At 74.2% G+C, this 18837-nt stretch carries 19 protein-coding genes; 9 read left to right on the forward strand and 10 right to left on the reverse strand.

Annotated features, from left to right (window positions below; all coding sequences use genetic code 11):
* Positions 1-112: 112 nt before the first annotated feature.
* The 3 genes from ACIQFX_RS29455 to ACIQFX_RS29465 are packed head-to-tail and all read left to right on the forward strand — an operon-like array spanning position 113 to position 3537.
* Positions 113-499 carry a hypothetical protein gene (locus tag ACIQFX_RS29455; protein ID WP_402469464.1) on the forward strand — a complete coding sequence of 129 codons (387 nt, stop codon included), beginning with the start codon at positions 113-115 and terminating at the stop codon, positions 497-499.
* 46 nt (positions 500-545) lie between these two features.
* Positions 546-2297, forward strand: coding sequence for a cation acetate symporter (locus ACIQFX_RS29460; RefSeq protein ID WP_402469467.1), 1752 nt, complete (start codon positions 546-548; stop codon positions 2295-2297).
* 31 nt (positions 2298-2328) lie between these two features.
* Positions 2329-3537 (forward strand): histidine kinase, encoded by a 1209-nt coding sequence (locus ACIQFX_RS29465; RefSeq protein ID WP_402469469.1) that lies wholly within the window; start codon positions 2329-2331, stop codon positions 3535-3537.
* 16 nt (positions 3538-3553) lie between these two features.
* On the opposite strand, the gene ACIQFX_RS29470 is transcribed toward ACIQFX_RS29465, so the two are convergent.
* The 3 genes from ACIQFX_RS29470 to ACIQFX_RS29480 form a co-directional block, all read right to left on the reverse strand.
* Positions 3554-4057, reverse strand: coding sequence for a hypothetical protein (locus ACIQFX_RS29470; RefSeq protein WP_402469472.1), 504 nt, complete (start codon positions 4055-4057; stop codon positions 3554-3556).
* 223 nt (positions 4058-4280) lie between these two features.
* The gene (locus ACIQFX_RS29475; protein ID WP_402469474.1) at positions 4281-4700 is read right to left on the reverse strand and encodes a PaaI family thioesterase; all 420 of its coding nucleotides are present in this window, start codon (positions 4698-4700) and stop codon (positions 4281-4283) included.
* Positions 4701-4704: 4 nt separating this feature from the next.
* Entirely contained in the window at positions 4705-5262 is a 558-nt protein-coding gene (locus ACIQFX_RS29480) for a sigma-70 family RNA polymerase sigma factor (RefSeq protein WP_402469476.1), read from the reverse strand.
* A gap of 260 nt (positions 5263-5522) precedes the next feature.
* On the opposite strand from ACIQFX_RS29480, the gene ACIQFX_RS29485 reads away from it, so the two are divergent.
* Together ACIQFX_RS29485 and ACIQFX_RS29490 are read left to right on the forward strand one after the other, a co-directional pair.
* Complete coding sequence (locus tag ACIQFX_RS29485; protein ID WP_402469478.1) at positions 5523-6737, forward strand: CapA family protein; 1215 nt, start codon at positions 5523-5525, stop codon at positions 6735-6737.
* A 129-nt stretch (positions 6738-6866) separates the two neighbouring features.
* Positions 6867-7736, forward strand: coding sequence for a polysaccharide deacetylase family protein (locus ACIQFX_RS29490; protein WP_402469480.1), 870 nt, complete (start codon positions 6867-6869; stop codon positions 7734-7736).
* Between the two features lie 80 nt (positions 7737-7816).
* Here ACIQFX_RS29490 and ACIQFX_RS29495 read toward each other — a convergent pair whose 3' ends face one another.
* Positions 7817-8479 (reverse strand): class F sortase, encoded by a 663-nt coding sequence (locus ACIQFX_RS29495; protein WP_402469482.1) that lies wholly within the window; start codon positions 8477-8479, stop codon positions 7817-7819.
* 503 nt (positions 8480-8982) lie between these two features.
* On the opposite strand from ACIQFX_RS29495, the gene ACIQFX_RS29500 reads away from it, so the two are divergent.
* Positions 8983-9507 carry a hypothetical protein gene (locus tag ACIQFX_RS29500; RefSeq protein ID WP_402469485.1) on the forward strand — a complete coding sequence of 175 codons (525 nt, stop codon included), beginning with the start codon at positions 8983-8985 and terminating at the stop codon, positions 9505-9507.
* A gap of 117 nt (positions 9508-9624) precedes the next feature.
* On the opposite strand, the gene ACIQFX_RS29505 is transcribed toward ACIQFX_RS29500, so the two are convergent.
* From ACIQFX_RS29505 to ACIQFX_RS29515, 3 genes are all read right to left on the reverse strand, one after another.
* Positions 9625-10185: a hypothetical protein gene (locus tag ACIQFX_RS29505; protein ID WP_402469487.1), complete on the reverse strand. Its 561-nt coding sequence runs from the start codon at positions 10183-10185 to the stop codon at positions 9625-9627.
* A 167-nt stretch (positions 10186-10352) separates the two neighbouring features.
* On the reverse strand, positions 10353-11117 hold the full coding sequence (locus ACIQFX_RS29510; RefSeq protein ID WP_402469490.1) for a hypothetical protein: 765 nt from the start codon (positions 11115-11117) through the stop codon (positions 10353-10355).
* A gap of 100 nt (positions 11118-11217) precedes the next feature.
* Entirely contained in the window at positions 11218-11946 is a 729-nt protein-coding gene (locus ACIQFX_RS29515) for a hypothetical protein (RefSeq protein WP_402469493.1), read from the reverse strand.
* Positions 11947-12490: 544 nt separating this feature from the next.
* On the opposite strand from ACIQFX_RS29515, the gene ACIQFX_RS29520 reads away from it, so the two are divergent.
* Together ACIQFX_RS29520 and ACIQFX_RS29525 are read left to right on the forward strand one after the other, a co-directional pair.
* Entirely contained in the window at positions 12491-13303 is an 813-nt protein-coding gene (locus ACIQFX_RS29520) for an SAM-dependent methyltransferase (protein ID WP_402469495.1), read from the forward strand.
* Positions 13300-15465, forward strand: a complete 2166-nt coding sequence (locus ACIQFX_RS29525; protein WP_402469498.1) for a putative bifunctional diguanylate cyclase/phosphodiesterase — start codon at positions 13300-13302, stop codon at positions 15463-15465. Before ACIQFX_RS29520 ends, ACIQFX_RS29525 begins: the two co-directional genes overlap by 4 nt.
* Positions 15466-15493: 28 nt before the next feature.
* Here ACIQFX_RS29525 and ACIQFX_RS29530 read toward each other — a convergent pair whose 3' ends face one another.
* Both ACIQFX_RS29530 and ACIQFX_RS29535 read right to left on the reverse strand, forming a co-directional pair.
* Positions 15494-16705 (reverse strand): serine/threonine-protein kinase, encoded by a 1212-nt coding sequence (locus ACIQFX_RS29530; RefSeq protein ID WP_402469500.1) that lies wholly within the window; start codon positions 16703-16705, stop codon positions 15494-15496.
* A 31-nt stretch (positions 16706-16736) separates the two neighbouring features.
* Entirely contained in the window at positions 16737-17183 is a 447-nt protein-coding gene (locus tag ACIQFX_RS29535; protein WP_402469502.1) for a hypothetical protein, read from the reverse strand.
* Between the two features lie 108 nt (positions 17184-17291).
* Here ACIQFX_RS29535 and ACIQFX_RS29540 point away from each other — a divergent pair, with 108 nt between their 5' ends.
* The gene (locus ACIQFX_RS29540) at positions 17292-17879 is read left to right on the forward strand and encodes a DNA-binding protein (protein WP_402469504.1); all 588 of its coding nucleotides are present in this window, start codon (positions 17292-17294) and stop codon (positions 17877-17879) included.
* 12 nt (positions 17880-17891) lie between these two features.
* On the opposite strand, the gene ACIQFX_RS29545 is transcribed toward ACIQFX_RS29540, so the two are convergent.
* Positions 17892-18779 (reverse strand): LysR family transcriptional regulator, encoded by an 888-nt coding sequence (locus ACIQFX_RS29545; RefSeq protein ID WP_026058460.1) that lies wholly within the window; start codon positions 18777-18779, stop codon positions 17892-17894.
* Positions 18780-18837: the final 58 nt, after the last annotated feature.

The raw sequence follows: 18837 nt of genomic DNA on the forward strand, positions 1-18837 counted from the left end.
GCACGTCTACCGCGGCCGGAGCCCGCTGCGTAGACTCCACGCGTCCGCCGGGCCGGTGCCGCCGCCCGCGCGAGCCGTCGGAAGTCGTCGAGAGAGGCGGGAGCGGACCCCCATGTCCGAGCACCACCCCCCGCGCAGGCCCCGGCGCGAGACCGTCACCTACGCCTCCGCCCACGGCGCCGGGCCCGTTCCGGGGCCCGCGGGGCGGCGCCCCGTCCACCCGCCGGCCCGCTCCGAGATCGACGAGCAGACCACCCTCGGCCACACCTACGTCCGCTCCCTGATGCGCAGCCAGCTGCGCGCCGCGCTCACCGCCCTCGGCGCGCTCGCCCTGCTCGTCGGCTCCCTGCCGCTGCTGCTCGCGCTGCCCGCGCCCGAGGCGCTCGTCTGGGCCGCCCTGGGCGTCGGCGTGTACCCGGTCGTCTGGGCCATCGCCCACTGGTACGTGCGCCGGGCCGAGCGCAACGAACGCGACTTCACGGGCCTCGTCGAACGGTGAGCACGGTCGGACGCCCCCGCGCCGGCGGGACGCGCGAGGTGCCCGCGTGAACCAGACCCACGCCGTCGTCGCCGTCACCGCCGTGGTCCTCGCCACCGTCCTCATCGGCGCTCTCGGCCTGCGGATCTCCCGCACCACCTCCGACTTCTACGTCGCCTCGCGGACCGTCGGGCCGGGGCTCAACGCCGCCGCCATCAGCGGCGAGTACCTGTCCGCCGCCTCCTTCCTCGGCATCGCCGGCCTCGTCCTCGTCCAGGGGCCGGCCATGCTCTGGTACCCGGTCGGCTACACCGCCGGATACCTCGTGCTGCTCGTCCTCGTGGCCGCCCCGCTGCGCCGCTCAGGGGCGTACACCCTGTCCGACTTCGCCGAGGCGCGGCTCGAATCCCCGCAGGTCCGCAGGCTGGCCAGCCTCTTCGTCGTCGGCATCGGGTGGCTCTACCTGCTGCCCCAGCTCCAGGGCGCCGGACTCACCCTGGAGATCCTGACCGGAGCCCCCGACTGGGTCGGCGGGCTGCTCGTCGCCCTGGTCGTCACCGGCACCGTCGCCGCGGGCGGCATGCGCAGCATCACCTTCGTCCAGGCCTTCCAGTACTGGCTCAAGCTCACCGCCCTGCTCGTCCCCGCGCTCTTCCTGCTCGCCGCCTGGTACGGGGACGGGGCGCCCCGGGCCCGGTTCGACGCGCCGGCCGTCCTGCGCGGCCACACCGTCGTCCGGGTCGCCGACACCGTACGGATCGGGCTCGACGACCCGCTGACGGTCACCGTCACCGGCCGCGTCGACTCCGTCCCGTACGCCGACCGGACCGTCACCCTGGCCCCCGGCACCCACCACGTCCTCGGCGGCACCACCCTGTCGTTCGCCCCGGGCACACCGCTGCCCGAGCGGGCGGCCACCGGATCCGACCCGCTCGGCTGGTCCCAGCCGCTGGCGGGCGGCCGCGACGGGCACCAGCTCTACGCCACGTACGGACTGATCCTGGCGACCTTCCTCGGCACCATGGGCCTGCCCCACGTCGCCGTCCGCTTCTACACCAGCCCGCACGGGCGCGCCGCCCGCCGCACCACCCTCGTCGTGCTCGGCCTTGTCGGCGCCTTCTACCTGCTGCCCCCGCTCTACGGCGCCCTGGGCCGGATCTACGCCCCCGAACTCGCGCTCACCGGCTCCGCGGACGCCGCCGTCCTCGTGCTGCCCGACCGGATCCTCGGCGGACTCCTCGGCGACCTCCTGGGGGCGCTCCTCGCCGGCGGCGCGTTCGCCGCCTTCCTCTCCACCGCCTCCGGACTCACCATGTCCGTCGCCGGGGTCCTCACCCAGGACGTGCTGCCCTCCCGGGGCGTACGGCACTTCCGGCTCGCGGCCCTGCTCGCCACCGCCGTCCCGCTGGCCGTCGGGGTGGTCGCGTCCAAGGTGCCGGTCGCCGACGCCGTCGGTCTCGCCTTCGCGGTGTCCGCCTCCTCCTTCTGCCCGCTGCTCGTCCTCGGCATCTGGTGGCGGCGGCTCACCCCGCCGGGTGCCGTGGCGGGACTGCTGCTCGGCGGCGGCTCCGCCCTCGCCGCCGTGATGGCGACCCGGGCCGGACTCGCCCCCGCGGGCTGGCCGCACACCCTGATGGCCTGGCCCGCCGTCTGGTCGGTCCCCCTCGGCTTCCTCAGCATGGTGCTCGTCTCGCTCGCCACGCCCCGCCGCGTCCCGCCCGGCACCCCGGCGATCCTCGCCCGGCTCCACCTCCCCGAGGAGTTCACCGGCCGCCCGGAGGCCACCGGACCCGTCCCCGCCCAGGAGGCCCGCCGATGACCGGATCCCCGCACCGCCGGGAGGCGCGCCGGTGAGCGGCGTCGCCCTCGCCGCCGCGGCCGCCGCCGGGGCCGTGCTGCTCGCCGCGGGTTTCGTCCTCGGGCGGTTCGCCGCCCGGCGCGGCGGCCGCGCGGCCGACCCGGGCCTCGGCACACCGGTCGAGCGGGCGACCTTCCACACCCTGCACACCGCCTCCCTCGCCGCGCCCCCGCTCCGCGCCGGACTCACCGAGGAGACCGCGCGCAAGGCGGCGGGCACGCTCCGCTCGCTGCTCGGCACCGAGGCGCTGTGCCTCACCGACCGGGGTGCGGTCCTCGCCTGGGACGGACCCGGCGAGGACCACCACCGCGCGCACGTGCCGGCGCAGGCGGCCGAGACCCTGGACTCCGGCCGCAGCCGCTCGGCGCCCACCGGGTGCGCCGATCCCGCCTGCCCGCTGCGCTGGGCGGTGATCGCCCCGCTGACGGGCGAGGAGGGGGTCCTCGGCGCGCTCGTCGCCTACGGCTCGCGGGAGTCGGCGGTCCTGGTGCGGGCCGCGACGGAGGTGGCCCGCTGGGCCTCCGTACAGCTGGAACTGGCCGAGCTCGACCGGTCGCGCACCCGGATCGTGGAGGCCGAGATCAGGGCCCTGCGCGCCCAGATCTCACCGCACTTCATCTTCAACTCCCTCGCAGCGATCGCCTCCTTCGTCCGCACCGACCCCGAGAGGGCCAGGGAACTCCTCCTGGAGTTCGCCGACTTCACCCGCTACTCGTTCCGCAGGCACGGCGAGTTCGCCCAACTGGCCGACGAACTGCGTTCCGTCGAGCAGTATTTGGCGCTGGCCGGAGCGCGCTTCGGCGACCGCCTCAAGGTGACGCTCCAGATCGCCCCCGAGGTGCTGCCGGTGACCCTCCCCTTCCTGTGCCTCCAGCCGCTGGTGGAGAACGCGGTCAAGCACGGGCTCCAGGACCGCGAGCGGGGCTGCCGCGTCACCATCGCCGCCCGGGACGCGGGCGCCGAGGCCGTGGTGACGGTCGAGGACGACGGCATCGGCATGGACCCGGAGGTGCTGCGCGCCGTCCTGCGCGGCGAGCACCCGGCCGGCTCCGGCATAGGCCTCTCCAACGTGGACGAGCGGCTGCGCCAGGTGTACGGGACGGAGTACGGCCTCGTCATCGAGACCGGGCTCGGGGCGGGGATGAAGGTGACGGTGCGGGTCCCCAAGTACCGCCCCGGGGTGCACCGTTCGGCGCCGTAGAGGCGCGCCGGCACCGTCAGCGCAGGTGCAGGGAGAGATGGGCGAGCGGCAGGCCGAGCTTCCAGGCGGGGAGCCAGACCTGGTCGTCCTCGTCGATCGGGACGGCCGGGTCCCCGGCTGTGCGGCCGTCGAGGTCGGTGGCGCGCACCCACGTGTCGCGCAGCCGTCGCCAGGCGGTGTGCGCGAGCGCCAGGTCGGGGCCGTCGCCGCCGGCCGCGCGGCGTGCGGCGAGCCGCTCCTCGACCCAGGGCGGCCAGGGCCGGTCGTGCGCCGTGTGGTGCAGCCAGGCGTCGGCGGGGCCGGCGGCCCACCCGACCGCGGGTCCGTCCGGCTCCCCGGAGAGGTGGACGGTGAGGGCCAGGGCCTGGAGGCCCGCCCGGTACTCCAGTGAGCCGGGCGCGACGAGGGCGGCGGCCCGCAGCACCTCGCCGGCCACGTACTCGGCGCACAGCCAGGCCATCGGGACGGCGAGGTCGCCGCCTCCTCTGCCGCCGGTGCCGTTCGTGCTCTCGGGCAGCAACGCTCCCACCTTCTCCCGGACGTCGGGGACCCGGACGTCAGGGCCTGGGGGAGAGCCTCCTCCGAGAAGGGCGCCCGCGGGTCCCGCTTTGCTCAACTCGCCCGTGTGGTTTCGGATACGTTTCCCGGCCGGATCGGTGCCGGTGGGGTTCCTGGTGTCAGGCGGGTCGCGAGGGGTGGGAGAGGCGGGTGTGGTGAAGGTCCGGCCGGGGTCGGGCCGGGGCTCAGCCGAGGAGCGCGTACACCGCGGTCGCGTGGGCGGCGGTCTCCTCCGTGCCGTCGGCCGTCATGGCGATGTCGGCGAAGGCCATCCGCTTGCCCGCCTTGGTGAGCCGGGCGTGCACGAGGACGTCGGCGCCGACGACCGCGCGCTGGAAGCTGATGGACTGCTGGACGGTGGTCATCGGCACGAACCCGCCGCGGGCCGCGGCGACCGCGATGACCGTCGCGGTGTCGGCGGCGGCCATCAGGGCCTGCCCGGACAGACCGCCGCCCTCCCGGGCGAGCCGGTCGGACCAGGGGAGCCGGAGCACGGCCCCGGCACCGTCGGCGGAGACCGACTCGACGGTGAGCCCCAGGTCGAGCACCCAGGGGGCGAAGTTGTCGGCGAGGACCTTTTCGGCGGCGGCGAGTGTCAGCGTCACGGCGTCATTGTGGGGCCCCGGCCCGGGGGCGGGCAACGCCCGCGCGGCGCGGCCGGTACCCGGGCAGCGACCGGCCGAGCTGGCGCAGCGCGTAGTGCGAGCGGGACTTGACGGTCCCGGCGGGGATGCCGAGGTCCACGGCGGCCTCGTTGACGGTGAGGCCGTGGAAGTAGAGCCGTACGAGCACCGCGCGGTGCTCCGGGCTCAACTCCCGTACGGCCGCGCGGACATCGAGCGCGGCCTCGGCGGAGGCGGTGGCGTCGGCCGGGTCGGGTGTCACGGCCAGGACGCCGTCGCCGATCTCGGCGGGCCGGGCGAGCCGGGACCTCCGGGCGTCGATGGCGAGGCGGCGGGCCACGGTGAAGAGCCAGGGCCGGATCGAGGCGTAGGCGCCGTCGAAGGCCTCGGGGTGGAGCCAGGCGCGCACCAGGGTCTCCTGGGCGAGGTCCTCGGCCCGCTGGCGGTCCCCGTAGGTCAGCCCGAGCAGGAAGGAGAGCAGCGCGGGGCCGTGGTCCCGCTGCAACTCCTCCAGGGTCCGTTCGTCGGTCGTCGCCGTCGTCATCCCGCCCACCTCTCCCGCGGCTCGTCGTCCGGGGCGTATACGAGCGCATGCGGAAGGCGGGGGACAGGGAACGGACAGCGGTCTGCGCCGAACGGTCGCACCGAGCGACGAATGGTACGGCGAACGGTCAGGCGGAGTCGTTGCGTCCGTTTCAGTGTGGTTCCTGGTGCTCCGCGGCCTTGACCCTTGACTGAGGCTTTTGCGCGCGCTCAAGTCATCAGAACAAATGTTCATCAGATGAGTTGGGTGGAGTGCCGCACATGACCTCACGCACCAGACCCGCGGGAGCGGTGGCGCTCGCCGCCGCCCTGCTCGCGGCGGCGACCGGCTGCACCGACGGGACCGGCGGCGAAGGCCCCGGCGGGCGTGCGCCCGCGGCCTCGGCGGGCGCGGGCCGCTCCCCGGCGGCCCCGTCCGCGGCACCGGGCGGAGCCTCCGCGTCCGCCGGATTCACCCTCGTGGCCTCCGGTGACGTCCTCCCGCACGACTCGATCATCCGGCGCGCGGCCGAGGACGCCGGCGGCGCGGGGTACGACTTCGGCCCCATGCTCTCCGGCGTGAAGCCCGTCGTCTCCCGTGCCGACATCGCCCTCTGCCACATGGAGACCGTGTACGGGAAGGAGGGCGGGCCCTACACCGGCTACCCCGCCTTCAAGTCGCCGCCCGAGGTCGCCGCGGCGCTGAAGGCCACCGGCTACGACTCCTGCTCCACGGCCTCCAACCACACCCTCGACGACGGCGCCGCGGGCCTCGGCCGCACCCTCGACGCGCTCGACGAGGCGGGCGTCCGGCACGCCGGTTCGGCCCGCACCGCCGCGGAGGCCGGACGGCCCGCCCTGCTCAAGGCCGGCGGCGCCACCGTCGCCCAACTCGCCTACACCTACGACACCAACGGCTACCCGCTGCCCGAGGGGCAGCCCTGGGCGGTCCAGCTGCTCGACGAGAAGAAGGTCGTCGCCGACGCGCGCGCCGCCCGGGCGGCCGGCGCGGACGTCGTCGTGGTCAGCGTGCACTGGGGCACCGAATGGCAGACCGAGCCCGACGAGCGGCAGCTCTCGCTCGGCCGCGCGCTCACCGCCTCGCGGACCGGCGGCCGCCCGGACATCGATCTCCTGGTCGGAACGCACGCCCACGTTCCCCAGGCCTACGAGAAGGTCAACGGCACCTGGATCGTCTACGGGATGGGCGACCAGATCGCCGGCGACATGATCAACCACGAGGGCGCCTACGACCCGCGCGGCAACCAGGGCACCCTCGGCCGCTTCACCTTCGCCCCGCCCCGGACCCCCGGCGCGCGGTGGGAGGTCACCAAGGCCGAGTTCGTCCCCCAGTGGTTCGACACCGCACGCGGGCGCGTGGTCAACCTCGGCGCCGCCGACCCCGGCAACGCCCGGCACGCCGAGATCCGCGACACGATCCGGCAGGTGGTGCTGGGCCGCGGCGCCGCCGAGGACGGCCTGGTGATGGGGAGGTAGACCGCCCGCGCCCGCCCCGCCCCCGCTCCGGGGCGATGCGCTCAACGGGTGTTTTCGGACGGGTGGCCGGTGTCGATGGGGTGCGCGGGGCCTCCCTCGTACGAACCATTAGTCATGAAAAAGGATGAGATGAATAGCGGGCGCCGGGCGGTGCTGCGCCTCGCCGCCGCCTTCGGCGCCACCGCCACCGTCGGCGTCCTCGCGGCGGACCGGTTCGGCACGCCCGAACCGGCCCCCGGAGCCGCCCCCGCACCCCAGGGCGCCCCCGGCGCGGGACACGGCGGAGCGAGCCCGGCGCCGGCCCCCGGACCGCAGGCCGCCGCCAGGCTGAGCCCCACGGCGTACCGGCTCCAGCCGATGACCGCCTACGCACCGCCGGCGTTCCGGCGCGCGCTGCCGCCGGTGCGGCAGCGGCCGTTCCTGAGCATGTCGGGGGTCGGCCGCTCGATGGTGCTGACCTTCGACGACGGACCCGACCCCCGCTACACCCCGGCCATCCTGGAGATCCTGCGCCGCCACGCGTGCCGGGCGATGTTCTTCGTCTGCGGCGAGATGGCCGTCGACAACCCGGACCTGCTGCGGGAGATGGCCGAGGACGGACACGTCGTCGGCAACCACTCCTGGTCCCACCCCCTCATCCCCAAGCTCCGGCCCTCCCGCATCCGCGACGAACTCGGCTCCACCAGCGAGGTCGTCGAGCGGACGCTCGGCACGGCGCCGCTCTGGTACCGGGCCCCCTACGGGGCCTGGAACCGGCACTCCTTCGAGATCGGCGCCGAACTCGGCATGGAGCCGCTCGCCTGGACCGTCGACACCCTCGACTGGAAGGAACCCGGCACCGGTCCCATCGTCCGCCGCGTCCTCGACGGCGCCGCGCCCGGCGCCGTCGTGCTCTCCCACGACGCCGGCGGCGACCGCTCCCAGAGCGTCGCCGCGCTCCGGCGCTACCTGCCCGAACTCCTCGACGCCGGCTACCGGATCACCGTGCCGCAGCGCTGACCGGCCGTCACGTGAAAGGGCCCCGGAGCCTCCTGGCGCCGGGGCCCTTTCACGTGCGGGACCCTTCGTGTGACGGTCGGTCAGCGGGAGCCGACCATGCGGGCGTACACGACGACGTTCCCGTCGTAGCCACGCGCGCGCGTGTAGCCGCCGCCGCAGGTGATCACCCGGAGTTCCGGCTCCCCGTTGTCGGCGTAGACCTGCACGCCGGGGAAGTTGTCCTTGGCGTACACCTCGACGCCGTAGATCTCGAAGACCGCGACCCGGCCGTCGTACCGCTCGACCTCGACGTGCTGGCCCTTCTGGAGCGAGCCCAGGCCGTAGAAGACCGCCGGTCCCTTCGCGTTGTCGACGTGGCCGACGATGACGGAGGTGCCGCGCTGACCGGGGGCGATGCCGTTCTGGTACCAGCCGGCGAGGTTGGCGTCCTCGGGCGGCGGGGCCGCCACCCAGTCGTCCGCGTCCAGGCCCACGTCCATGATGGGGGCCGCCACCCGGATCGCCGGGATCTTGATCCGGGAGGCCGGTGCGAAGGGCAGCGGCTCCAGACCGGTGGTCGCGGCGGGCGGTGGCGGGGCGACCGGATTCGCCACCGGCCGCGCGGCGGCGGCGGGTTGAGGCGGCCCGTCGGAGATGTCCACCCCGTTGCGCATCATCGCGAGTCCGGACAGCATGGCGAGGGCCAGGACGCCCCAGGGTCGGCGTCTCCTGCGTTCGAAGACGCGGAAGTCCTTCGGGGGCATGGTTCTCCCTTCTCGGCGTCGTCAGAACGGTAAAGCCGGTCACGCGCGCCGTCGCGCCGGACGGCGCGAACGGGTGGGGGCCCGCTGCCGGACGGGTGTCGGCGCCGTCGGAGGCGTACGGGACGGGCGCGGACGGCCCGGCCGAGGCGCGGGTCGGAGGCGGTGCGGGGGCGTGCGTGGAGGCGGCTGCGGCTGGGGCTGCGGTGGTGGCGGTGGAGCGAGTGCGGGGCGGGCGCGGCAGCCCGTGCCGAAGCGCGGCCGGGGCGCAGCCGGGTGACGTCGGGGCTGACCCATCCGAGTAATCGTCAGATAAGCATCCCGACCGCCTCTGACCTGCGGCTCCGTTGCCGCAGGGGGCTCTTCCCTCGGCGTGTCGCCTCACCGGGGTGGCCCAGTGCCGACGTGCACGGCTCGCACCGACTTGTGATGGTTCGTCATGGAAGGCGTACTCGTCGAATCTCCCGGAGCACCGCTTTGGGGCGTCTTCCACAGGAGGTTCAACCATGCGTGCTGCACGCACTCTGGCGGTGACGGCGACCGCGTTCGCGGCGCTCGGACTCGCGGCCCCCCTCGCCACCGCAACCAACGGGCCCAGCAACGTGACGGTCCCTCTCCAGACCGAGCGGGGCGGAGACGGTTCCAACGGCGTCACCGTGTCCCCCTTCGCGGTCCACCAGGGCGCGATCCTCACGATCACCGTCCGCGGCTGCGCGGGTGGCACGGTCACGTCGAACGCCTTCTCGACGACCACGCTCCCCGCCGCCGTCAACGGGGTGTCGACCGCCACCCCCCGCATCTTCAACAACGCCACGCCCGGCCAGTACAACCTGGCCGTCCAGTGCAACGGCCGCACCCTGACCCAGCCGTTCCGGGTCCTGGCCGGCCAGGGCGCCCAGGGCGGTCTCGGCGGCTCGCTCGCCCCCAGCTCCACCGAGATGGCCGTCGGCGGCAGCCTCGTCGCGGCCGCCGCGCTCGGCGGCGGACTGTTCATCGCCCGCCGTCGCCGTATGACCGGCGCGGGAGTCTGACCGGTCGAACCTCCCGGTCGGCCCGCTCCGCCCGCCGCCCCCGAGTCCCTTCCGGGACCCGGGGGCGGCGGGCGTCCGGGCCGCCGCACACCGCTCCGGTCCGGCCGCGGTGCCCGCTCAGTGGCGGCTGGCGGAGCCGGAGCGGCGCCGCACCACGAACACGAGGCCGGTGGCCGCGGCCACGACCAGCGCACCGCCGACCGCCAGCTCGAAGGGCTCGACGCCGTCCTCCATCGAGCCGCCGAGACCGCCCTGCACCCCGCGCGGGGGAGTGAGGATCGTGGCGCTGATGGTCGGGCTCGCGGTGGGGGTCCCGGTGATCGTCAGGTCGACGGTGTCCTGGATCCCGCCCGTGCAGTTGAACGACACCGTGTAGACGGCACCGGCCTTGGCGTCGATGTCCACGGTGGCGGTGGCCGCCGAGCCCGGGGCGATGACGACGGTGTCGAAGATGCCGGCCGAGGCCGTCGCCGTACTGGCGCACCCGGGCGCGCTCAGCGTCACCCGGCCGCCCGGGGCGACGAGCGAGGGCGACACGACGAAATCGCCCGTGGCCCTGGCCTTCGGCGCCCGCGGTCCGTTGGCGGGGGTGCCGTCGGACGCGACGGCGGTGGGGGCGGCCAGGGCGAGGGCGGCCGCCCCCAGCAGGGCAGTGGACGCGGCACGTATCGCGCGCATGGTGAATCCTCCGGGTCCCGAGGGGCAGCCGCGGAAGGGGGTTTCCGCCGAAGACCTTGCGTACACCTCGATGTCCGACACGCTAGGAGCGCACTACCACAACCGCGATCCCAGACGTGCGAATGGGGCACCGGTGTCCCCCGTGCGGCCCATTCGGGAGTGCCGGATCACCCTGTGAGCTGCGGGAACAGATCGGTGAACGGCGTGGCGGTCGCCGAGATGCCCCGGCCGAACGGCGCGTCGAAGTCCCAGATGAGGAAGAGCAGGAACGCGATCAGCGCGCTGAAGAGCCCGGCGAGCAGCAACTCGCGCCCGGTCCTGCGGATCTGGAGCGTGAAGATCAGGCCGACGGTGACCAGGGCGCCGATGATGAGGCCGAACCACACCACCCCCGGCATGGTCGCCCCCGCGTTCTGCCCGCGGGCCCCCCGGGCGTCGTCGGCCGCCGCCACCTGGTCGACCAGCGGCTGGTAGGCCTGCCCCTCGAAGTCGTTGGCGGGCTGGTAGTCGGTGACGCTGCGCCGGACCCGCTCCAGGAGCGCGGTGCCCTCGTCGCTCAGCTCGCCGTGCTCGGACATGTGCGTCCACTCCTCGTCGACCACGTACGAGACGTACGCGTCGACGTCGGCGCGGATGCCGTCCCGGACGGCCTGCGGGTACACCTCGGCGCGGGCCGAGATCTCGTGCATGGCCTGCGCCTCCTGCCGGACGGTCTCCTGGGCGGCCCCGCGGGCCTCCCAGACGCCGGCGATGGCGAGACCGAGGACGATCGCGTAGATCACGCCGATCATCATCGTCATGTACTCGATGACGTCGGGGGTCTCGCTGGGGTCGTCGTCCTCGGGGATCCGGCGGTTGTTGATGACGACGATGGTGAGGACGACGGCGCAGGCGGCCGCCATCGCAAGGGTCAGAACAAGCCATTCGGACATGGGGATTCTCCGGCGGGACTCAGCGGGTGGACGGGACTCGGCGGACGGACGGGCGGCGGGACGGCGGCCCGGTGGGACGGCGGATCGGCGGTGCGTCGGGTCACTTGGACCGGGGGCGCAGGATCGCCGTCGCGAGCACGGCCGGGGCGGTGATCATCAGCGTCGCGGTGACGATGGACGTGCCTCCCTCCCGCTTGGTCTGCGTGACGGGGCGGTAGTGGGGCAGCGCCACCGGGGTGGGCGCCGGGGGCTTGGGGCGCGCGGACGGCGGAGGCGGCGGCGCCGGAGCCGGCTCGGGGGGCCTCGTGGTCGGCGGCGCGGGCTTCGGCGGCACCGGTGGGGGTGCGGGCCTGGTGGCCGGCGGCTTCGGGACGGGCCGGGGCGGGAGGGGCTCGGGGGTGGGCGGCGGGGGCGGCTCCGGCTTCGGTGTGGGCGTCGGGGACGGGGAGGGCTTCGGCGGCTTGGGCGTCGGCGTAGGGGTGGGCGTGGGCGTGGGCGTCGGGCACGGCGGGGGCGGCTCGGGGTGGCAGGGCTTCGGGTGGTGGTGCTGGTGGCCCTTGCCCTTGCCCTTGTCGTGGCCCTTGCCGCGACCGTCGTCGCCGCCGCTGCCGTCGTGGCCGCGGCCGTTCCCCCGGCCCCGGTCCCGGCGGTCGGCCCGTCCGCCGTCGTCGGGGCCGTCGCCGGCGACGGCCACCGCGATGGTCGAGCCGCCCTGGTCGGTGGTGGCATGGGCGCAGGCGTCGGCGGCGGCCGGCACGGGTGAGGCGAGCAGCCACACCAGTCCCAGGGCCGCCAGCGGCCGCGCGAGGAGTGATCCGTACTGAGGCACGCCGTCGAGCTTGATCACAGGAGCGGCGCGCCGTGGCGGAAACGCCGGGGATTCGCCGGATGGAGGGGATCTCCGGTTGTGGGGACTTGACGTTTCGCCGTGTGTCGTAGACGGATTCGGCACAATGCCCGGTATCGGTGTCCCCCGTGATTCCGGACGGAGGGCCGAGAAGGGCCCTTCCGGCCTCCGCGACGAGAAGTGTCCGGTTGTCGCCCTGTCGGACCGGGCGGTCGACGGGGCATCCTGCACCGGCGACCGGGTCCCGACGGCGGCAACGCCCGAGGTACGGAAGGGACCTGGGCCACCGTCGGGTGGTGAGAGGCGTCGCCGGAGTAGCCGACGCACGATCATATGCACGTGAATTTGCACAGCCTGAAGGCGTGAACTCTGCGTTCCAGGAGCACGTGCCAATGGCGTGTGACCAAGAACGGATCGCTAATTTCCGTTTCCACTCGCTCTCCCGGCGGGCGATCAGTAGCCTCACCTCGAACACCGGCCGCGAACACATGGCCGCGTCCCCCATGGCGACTTGTTGGAGACATTGATGGAGCGTCCCGCCTGGGCTCCGCCTGGTATCGACATTTCGGTGCCGAGCGTGTCCCGTATGTACGACTTCTATCTGGGCGGCTCGCACAATTTCGAAGTGGACCGGGAAGCGGCCCGCAAGGCCATGGAGTTCATGCCTGGCCTGCCCAAGATCATGCAGGCGAACCGTGCCTTCATGCGGCGCGCCGTCCGCCACGCCGTTGACAACGACGTCACCCAGTTCCTGGACATCGGCTCCGGCATACCCACCTTCGGCAACGTGCACGAGGTCGCCCGGGCCGCCGACCCCGCCTCGCGCGTCGTCTACGTCGACCACGACCCGGTCGCCGTCGCCCACAGCCGCGCCGTCCTGGAGGGTGACGAGGCCGCCGCCGTCGCCGCCGCCGACCTGCGCAAGCCCGCCGAGATCCTCTACAGCCCCGAGGTGTCCCGGCTCCTCGACCTGGACCGGCCGGTGGCGCTGCTCCTCGTCGCCGTCCTCCACTTCCTGGAGGACGAGGACCGCCCGTACGAGGCCGTCGCCGAACTGCTCGAAGCCCTCGCCCCCGGCAGCCTCGTCGTCGTCACCCACGCCTCCTACGAGGGCATCCCGCTCCTCGAGGAGGAGGCGGACGGCACCGTGGGGGTCTACCGGAACATCCGCAACCCCCTGGTGATGCGCTCCAGCGGCGAGATCGCCCGCTTCTTCGAGGGCACCGAACTGGTCGAGCCCGGCCTCGTCCCGATGCCCCTCTGGCGACCGGAGAGCCCGGTCGAGGAGGAGGATCCCTACGCCTTCTCCGGTTTCGCAGGGGTGGGGCGCAAAGCGTGAAGGTCCCGTCGCAGCCGACCGGCGCACTCGCGGAGGCCGACGGCCCGGAGGACAGGCTCAGGCGCTTCGTCACCATCTGGAGCCGCGCGATCTTCCCGGTGACGGCCACCTCGCTGACCCGCGCCGAATTCGAGGGGCACCTGCTGCCGCTGGCCCGCACCCTGTGCGACGCGCTGCACGCCCGGCCCTTCGACACGGTCCCGGCCCAGCGCACCGGAGCGGCCCTGATCGAGGCCCACTGCACCGACCCGGACGCGCTCGGCCGCAGCCTCGGCGTCGTCGACTCGTACCTGGTGCTCTACTGCGGTACGGAGTCGGACCTGCCGGCCGAGGAGCTCCGCGCCCGCTGCGCCCGGCTCCAGCACGCCATGGCCACCGGCTACGCGCAGGCCCTGCGCGAGCGGACCCGTGCCGAGCAGGAGGCGATCGCCCGCTCCGCGCTCGCCGCCCGCAGCGCCGCCGAGATCGCCCTGCACGCCACCGAGAGCCGCTTCCGCGCGGTCTTCGACGGGGCGGCGATCGGCATCGGCATCGCCGACCTCGACGGCAACATCCTGGAGATCAACGAGACCCTCACCCGCATGTTCGGCGGGATGGAGGGCCAGATGCGCAGCCGGAACGTCAGCGAGTGGGTCCACCCCGAGGACGGTCCGCACGTCTGGAAGCTGTACGAGGAACTGGTCCGGGGCGAGCGCGAGCACTACCGCGTGGAGAAGCCGTACTACCGGGGCGACGGAACGGTTCTCTGGACCAACCTCACCGTCTCGCTCCTCCGCGACGCCGAAGGCCGGCCCCAGTACCAGCTGGCCCTCCTGGAGGACACCACCGAGCGGCGCCTGCTCCACCTGCGCCTGCGGTACGAGGCCACCCACGACGCGCTCACCGGCCTGCCCAACCGGACCCTGTTCTTCGAGCGCCTGGAGAAGGCGCTCGTGCCCGGCGACAACGCCCGCTTCGGCCTCTGCTACCTCGACCTCGACGGCTTCAAGGTCATCAACGACAGCCTCGGCCACTCCGCCGGCGACCGGCTGCTCGTCGAGGTCGCCGACCGGCTGCAGAGCTGCGTCACCGGCGCGGGCGAGATGGTCGCCCGGCTCGGCGGCGACGAGTTCGTCGCCCTCACCACCGCCCCCGGCGGCGAACGGGACGTCACCGAACTCGCCGACCGCATCCTCGCCGCCCTCGCCACCCCCCTCCGCATCGACGGCCGCGAACTGACCGTCCGCGGCAGCCTCGGCGTCGTGGAGGGACCGGCGGGGGAGCGGACCCCCGCCGAAGTGCTGCGCAGCGCCGACATCACCATGTACCGGGCCAAGTCCGCGGGCGGCAACCGCTTCGAGCTCGCCGACCCCGAGGCCGACGCCCGCGCCATCACCCGGCACGGACTCACCACGGCCCTCCCCACTGCCCTGGAGCGCGGCGAGTTCTTCATCGAGTACCAGCCGCTCGTCCACCTCGACGACGGCAGCGTGCACGGCGCCGAGGCCCTCGTCCGCTGGTGCCACCCGCAGCACGGGGTGCTCGGCCCCGACCGCTTCATCCCGCTCGCCGAGGACACCGGCCTCATCGTGCCCCTCGGCCGCTGGGTGCTCCAGGAGGCCGTGCGCCAGGCCCGCTTCTGGCAGACCCGGCACGCCGACGGCGGCCCGCTGCGGATCAACGTGAACCTCTCGCCGACCCAGCTGCACCATCCGCGTCTGGTCGCCGACACCGTCGACGTCCTGGAGCGCTCGGGACTCGAACCCGGCGCGCTCTGCCTCGAAGTCACCGAGTCCGCCCTGATCGGCGCCGACGAGGACCTCCTGAAGCCGCTGCGGCAGCTGGCCGAGATGGGCGTCGACATCGCGCTCGACGACTTCGGCACCGGCTACTCGAACCTCGCCAACCTCCGCCGGCTTCCGGTGAGCGTCCTCAAGCTCGACCGCTCCTTCACCCGGGGCATGCAGCAGCACCCCGTGGACCCGGTCGACCTGAAGATCGTCGAAGGGATCGTCTCCCTGGCCCACAGCCTGGAGCTCGCCGTCACGGTCGAGGGCGTGGAGACGGGGGCCCAGGCCCGCCAGCTCCGAGACCTCGGCTGCGACACCGCCCAGGGCTGGTACTACGCCCGCCCCGGCGCCCCGGACCGCATCCACTCCCTCCTCCTGGCGGACGCGGTCTGAACCCGGCGGCCCCCGACCCGGACAGGGCCTAGTACTCCTCGGAGAGCTGCGGGGTCCACTCGTAGCGGGCGGTGGCCGGGACGTGGTCGCAGACCAGGAGGTACCCCTCGGGGCTGAAGGAGACGGCGAGCGCCTCCTCCGGGGCGCACGGGGCGAACACGGCGGGTCCCGCGGGGTCGGGAGGCCCCTCCTCGGCGTGGGGCGGCACCGTGCGGACCGGGGCCGGCGAGGAGCCGGCCGGAGCGCCTCCGGCCCCTGCCTCAGAGGTGAGCGCGGCGAAGGCCGTCATCGCGGCGGCGGTGAGGGCCACGGCCCCCAGGACGGCCGCCCCGAGCGCCACCCGCCCCCGGCGACGGCGCACCGCCGGGGGCGTTGCCGCCTGCGCGAACGCGGGCGCGGCGGGCACGGACGGGGTGGAGGCCGGCGCGGCGGGCCGGGGCGGCTCCACCCGGGGCAGTGGTTCGTCCGTGAACTGGTCCGGAATCAGGAAGGGTTCGCCGTCCCACAGGACGGGCCACCGCACGGGTCCCGAGGCGGCCCGGCGGCGGGCCAGTTCGTCGCGGGCCTCGCGAGCCGTCGGACGGTCGCCGGGGGCGTCGGCGGTCATCGCGGCCACGAGGGCTTCGGGCGCCCCGAGTTCGCGGAGTACGAGCCCCGCCGCGTAGACGTCCTGTTCGGGACCGCCGCCCGACCCGGCGCGGACCTCCGGGGCCAGGTAGTCCGGGGTGCCCGCGACGAACCTCGTCGAGGTGAGCCGCAGATGGGGCAGCACCCGGGCCAGGCCGAAGTCGCTCAGGTACAGGAACGGGCGGCCGGGTCCGCTCGCCGCGAGCAGCAGGTTGGAGGGCTTCACGTCACGGTGCACGAGCCCCGCCCCGTGCACGGCGACCAGTGCCTCCATCAGCTGCTGGGCGATCAAAAGCCCTGCCTCGATGGGGAGTTCGCCGTAGTCGGCGAGGAGTCCGGCGAGGGTGCCGCCGCGTACCAGCGGCAGCACCAGCCAGGCCTCGCCCTCGCGGACGAACCAGTCGACGGGGGTGAGGACATGGGGGTGGCCGAGACGGACCGACTGCTCGCAGACGAGCCGCAGCAACGACTCCAGGTCCGCGCTCCCTGACACCTTCACGGCCACTTCCGTGCCGCCGTGCGTGTCGACGGCCCGCCACACCGCGCCCTGCGCTCCGCGTGCCACCGGCGCCACGAGCCGGTACCGCCCGGCGAGCATCCCCCCTGCTTCCATGCGCCGCAGAGTACCTCCGCGGCGCGGCGGGTCAGAGGGTGGCCAGCGTGAGGACGACGGTGTCGGCGGTGGTGACGACCGAGACGGAGGTCTTGTCCGAGGTGGCGGTGAAGACGCCCGCGATGTCCACCACCGTGTACTGGGCGCCTTCCAGGGCCTTGCGGTACTCGGCGAGGACGCCCTTCGGGTCCGTGGCGGCGTACGTCATGACGTAGCCGCCGGTGTCGCCGGTCACGGACGTCAGCTCCCCGGACGGCAGCGGCAGGTCGGCGGGCAGGTCGTCCGGCTTCTTCACGCCGTCGGCGGGCGCGTCCGGGGTCGCGGTGCCGGCGCCGCCGGAGCCGTCGGCCGGGGCCTGGGTGGTCGCGGTGGCGGTGGCGCCGCCCTTGGCGTCGCCGCCCTCCGACTGGCAGGCGGTGAGTCCGAGGACGGCGAGGGCGGCGACGGCGGCGAGCGAAGTGGTGCGCTTCCAGGTCATGGTGACGTCCCATCAGTGAGGGTGGGTGAGGTCGTGCCTTCCGGCGAGGAGATTGACATATGAAAACTCCCTTTGACAAGTGTCAATTGCCGCCCTAGCGTCCTGTGCATGGACGAGACCACCGTCGCCCGCAACCAGGAGCTCCAGCGCCAGTGGTACGGAGCTCCGCTCGGCGACCTCTGCCGGGACGTGTGCGGCCTGTTCGGCCTGACCCAGTCCGGACTCGCCGAGACCCTGGGAATCTCCCCCGCCATGCTGAGCCTCGTCATGCGCGGGCAGCGCGCGAGGATCGCCAACCCCGACGCCGCCGCCCGGCTCTCCGCCGTCCTCCACCTCGCCCAGGGCGTCCGCGCCGGAGGGGTGCCGGCCGGGGACGCACCCCGGGCCCTCGTCGAGATCCGTGCCAGCAGGACGCCGGGCCAGGACTCCCTCGGTGCCGCCGTGACCCCGCACCAGGCGGGCGAGACCCCTCCGGCGGACCCCGACTCCGACCTGCGCTTCGCCCTGCGCCTGCGCGAGCTCCTCACCGGTCGCGCGAGCGCCCTCGACATCCTCGACGCGGCCCGACTCCTCGACGCGGACCACCCCGGACTCGCCGAGATCCTCCGTGTCTGCGGCGCGGGCCGTACGGACGAGGCCGTCGCCCTCGTCCGCGCCGTCCGCCCCGGATCCGCCGGAGAGGCCCCGGGCCGGTGACGGCCGGGGGCGTCAGGCGCCCCGGCGGGAGGCCATGAGCAGCCGCTGGAGCTCACGCGCCGCCCTCGGCGGCGCCACGTCGCTGCGGTGGGCCAGGGCGATGGTGCGGCGCAGGCCGGGCCGGGCCAGGGCCGTCACCCGCAGGTCGCGGCCGGCGCGCGCCGCGACCATCGTCGGCACCACCGCCAGCCCGAGGCCGGCCCGTACGAAACCGAGGACCGCGTCCAGCTCGCCGCCCTCCACGGTGAAGGTGGGCTCGAAGCCGGCCGCCCGGCAGGCCCCGACGGTGAGTTCCCGCAGGTCGTAGCCGTGGCGGAACATGACGAGTGGCTGGTCGCGCAGGTCCGTGATGCGCACCGGCCGGCGCGGCGGCGGGGCCGAGGCGCTGGAGACCACCACGAGGTCCTCCCGGAGCAGCTCGACCGTGGTCAGCGCCGGTGACGGGGAGGGCAGCGGAAGCACGACGAGCGCCAGGTCGAGCGCTCCGCGCGCCAGCTCCCGTACGAGGTCGTGCGAACCGCCCTCCTCGATGAGCAGCTCGATCCCCGGGTGCAGGTCGTGGAAGGTGCGCAGGACGTCCGGCAGCAGGCCCGTGCACAGGCTGGGCGTCGCACCGAGCCTCACCCGGCCCCGCTTGAGCTGGGCCAGCTCCTGCACTTCGAGGCGGGCCGTCTCGGTGTCGGCGAGGATGCGGCGCGCGAGCGGCAGCAGCGCCTCGCCGGCGTCGGTGAGCGTGATGTTCCCGCGGGCCCGGCTGAAGAGTTCCGCGCCCAACTCCTGCTCCAGCGCCTTGATCTGCTGGGAGAGCGAGGGCTGCGAGACGTGGACGCGCTCGGCGGCCCGGGTGAAGTGGCGGGTCTCGGCGACGGCGACGAAGTAGAGGAGCTGCTGGAACTGCATGGTCCCAGCGTAGGCGATATGGATAGGCGCGACCTATCGAGATCAGCCGGACCATGTC

This window comes from Streptomyces sp. NPDC093089 (assembly GCF_044754405.1).
Lineage (GTDB): Bacteria > Actinomycetota > Actinomycetes > Streptomycetales > Streptomycetaceae > Streptomyces.

Coding starts and splice junctions, on each gene's coding strand:
- ACIQFX_RS29540 (WP_402469504.1), top strand. CDS start 17,292: ATGGACGAGACCACCGTCGCCCGCAACCAGGAGCTCCAGCGCCAGTGG.
- ACIQFX_RS29480 (WP_402469476.1), bottom strand. CDS start 5,262: ATGACGACGGCGACGACCGACGAACGGACCCTGGAGGAGTTGCAGCGG.
- ACIQFX_RS29485 (WP_402469478.1), top strand. CDS start 5,523: ATGACCTCACGCACCAGACCCGCGGGAGCGGTGGCGCTCGCCGCCGCC.
- ACIQFX_RS29530 (WP_402469500.1), bottom strand. CDS start 16,705: ATGGAAGCAGGGGGGATGCTCGCCGGGCGGTACCGGCTCGTGGCGCCG.
- ACIQFX_RS29490 (WP_402469480.1), top strand. CDS start 6,867: ATGAATAGCGGGCGCCGGGCGGTGCTGCGCCTCGCCGCCGCCTTCGGC.
- ACIQFX_RS29535 (WP_402469502.1), bottom strand. CDS start 17,183: ATGACCTGGAAGCGCACCACTTCGCTCGCCGCCGTCGCCGCCCTCGCC.
- ACIQFX_RS29500 (WP_402469485.1), top strand. CDS start 8,983: ATGCGTGCTGCACGCACTCTGGCGGTGACGGCGACCGCGTTCGCGGCG.
- ACIQFX_RS29495 (WP_402469482.1), bottom strand. CDS start 8,479: ATGCCCCCGAAGGACTTCCGCGTCTTCGAACGCAGGAGACGCCGACCC.
- ACIQFX_RS29545 (WP_026058460.1), bottom strand. CDS start 18,779: ATGCAGTTCCAGCAGCTCCTCTACTTCGTCGCCGTCGCCGAGACCCGC.
- ACIQFX_RS29520 (WP_402469495.1), top strand. CDS start 12,491: ATGGAGCGTCCCGCCTGGGCTCCGCCTGGTATCGACATTTCGGTGCCG.
- ACIQFX_RS29455 (WP_402469464.1), top strand. CDS start 113: ATGTCCGAGCACCACCCCCCGCGCAGGCCCCGGCGCGAGACCGTCACC.
- ACIQFX_RS29510 (WP_402469490.1), bottom strand. CDS start 11,117: ATGTCCGAATGGCTTGTTCTGACCCTTGCGATGGCGGCCGCCTGCGCC.
- ACIQFX_RS29505 (WP_402469487.1), bottom strand. CDS start 10,185: ATGCGCGCGATACGTGCCGCGTCCACTGCCCTGCTGGGGGCGGCCGCC.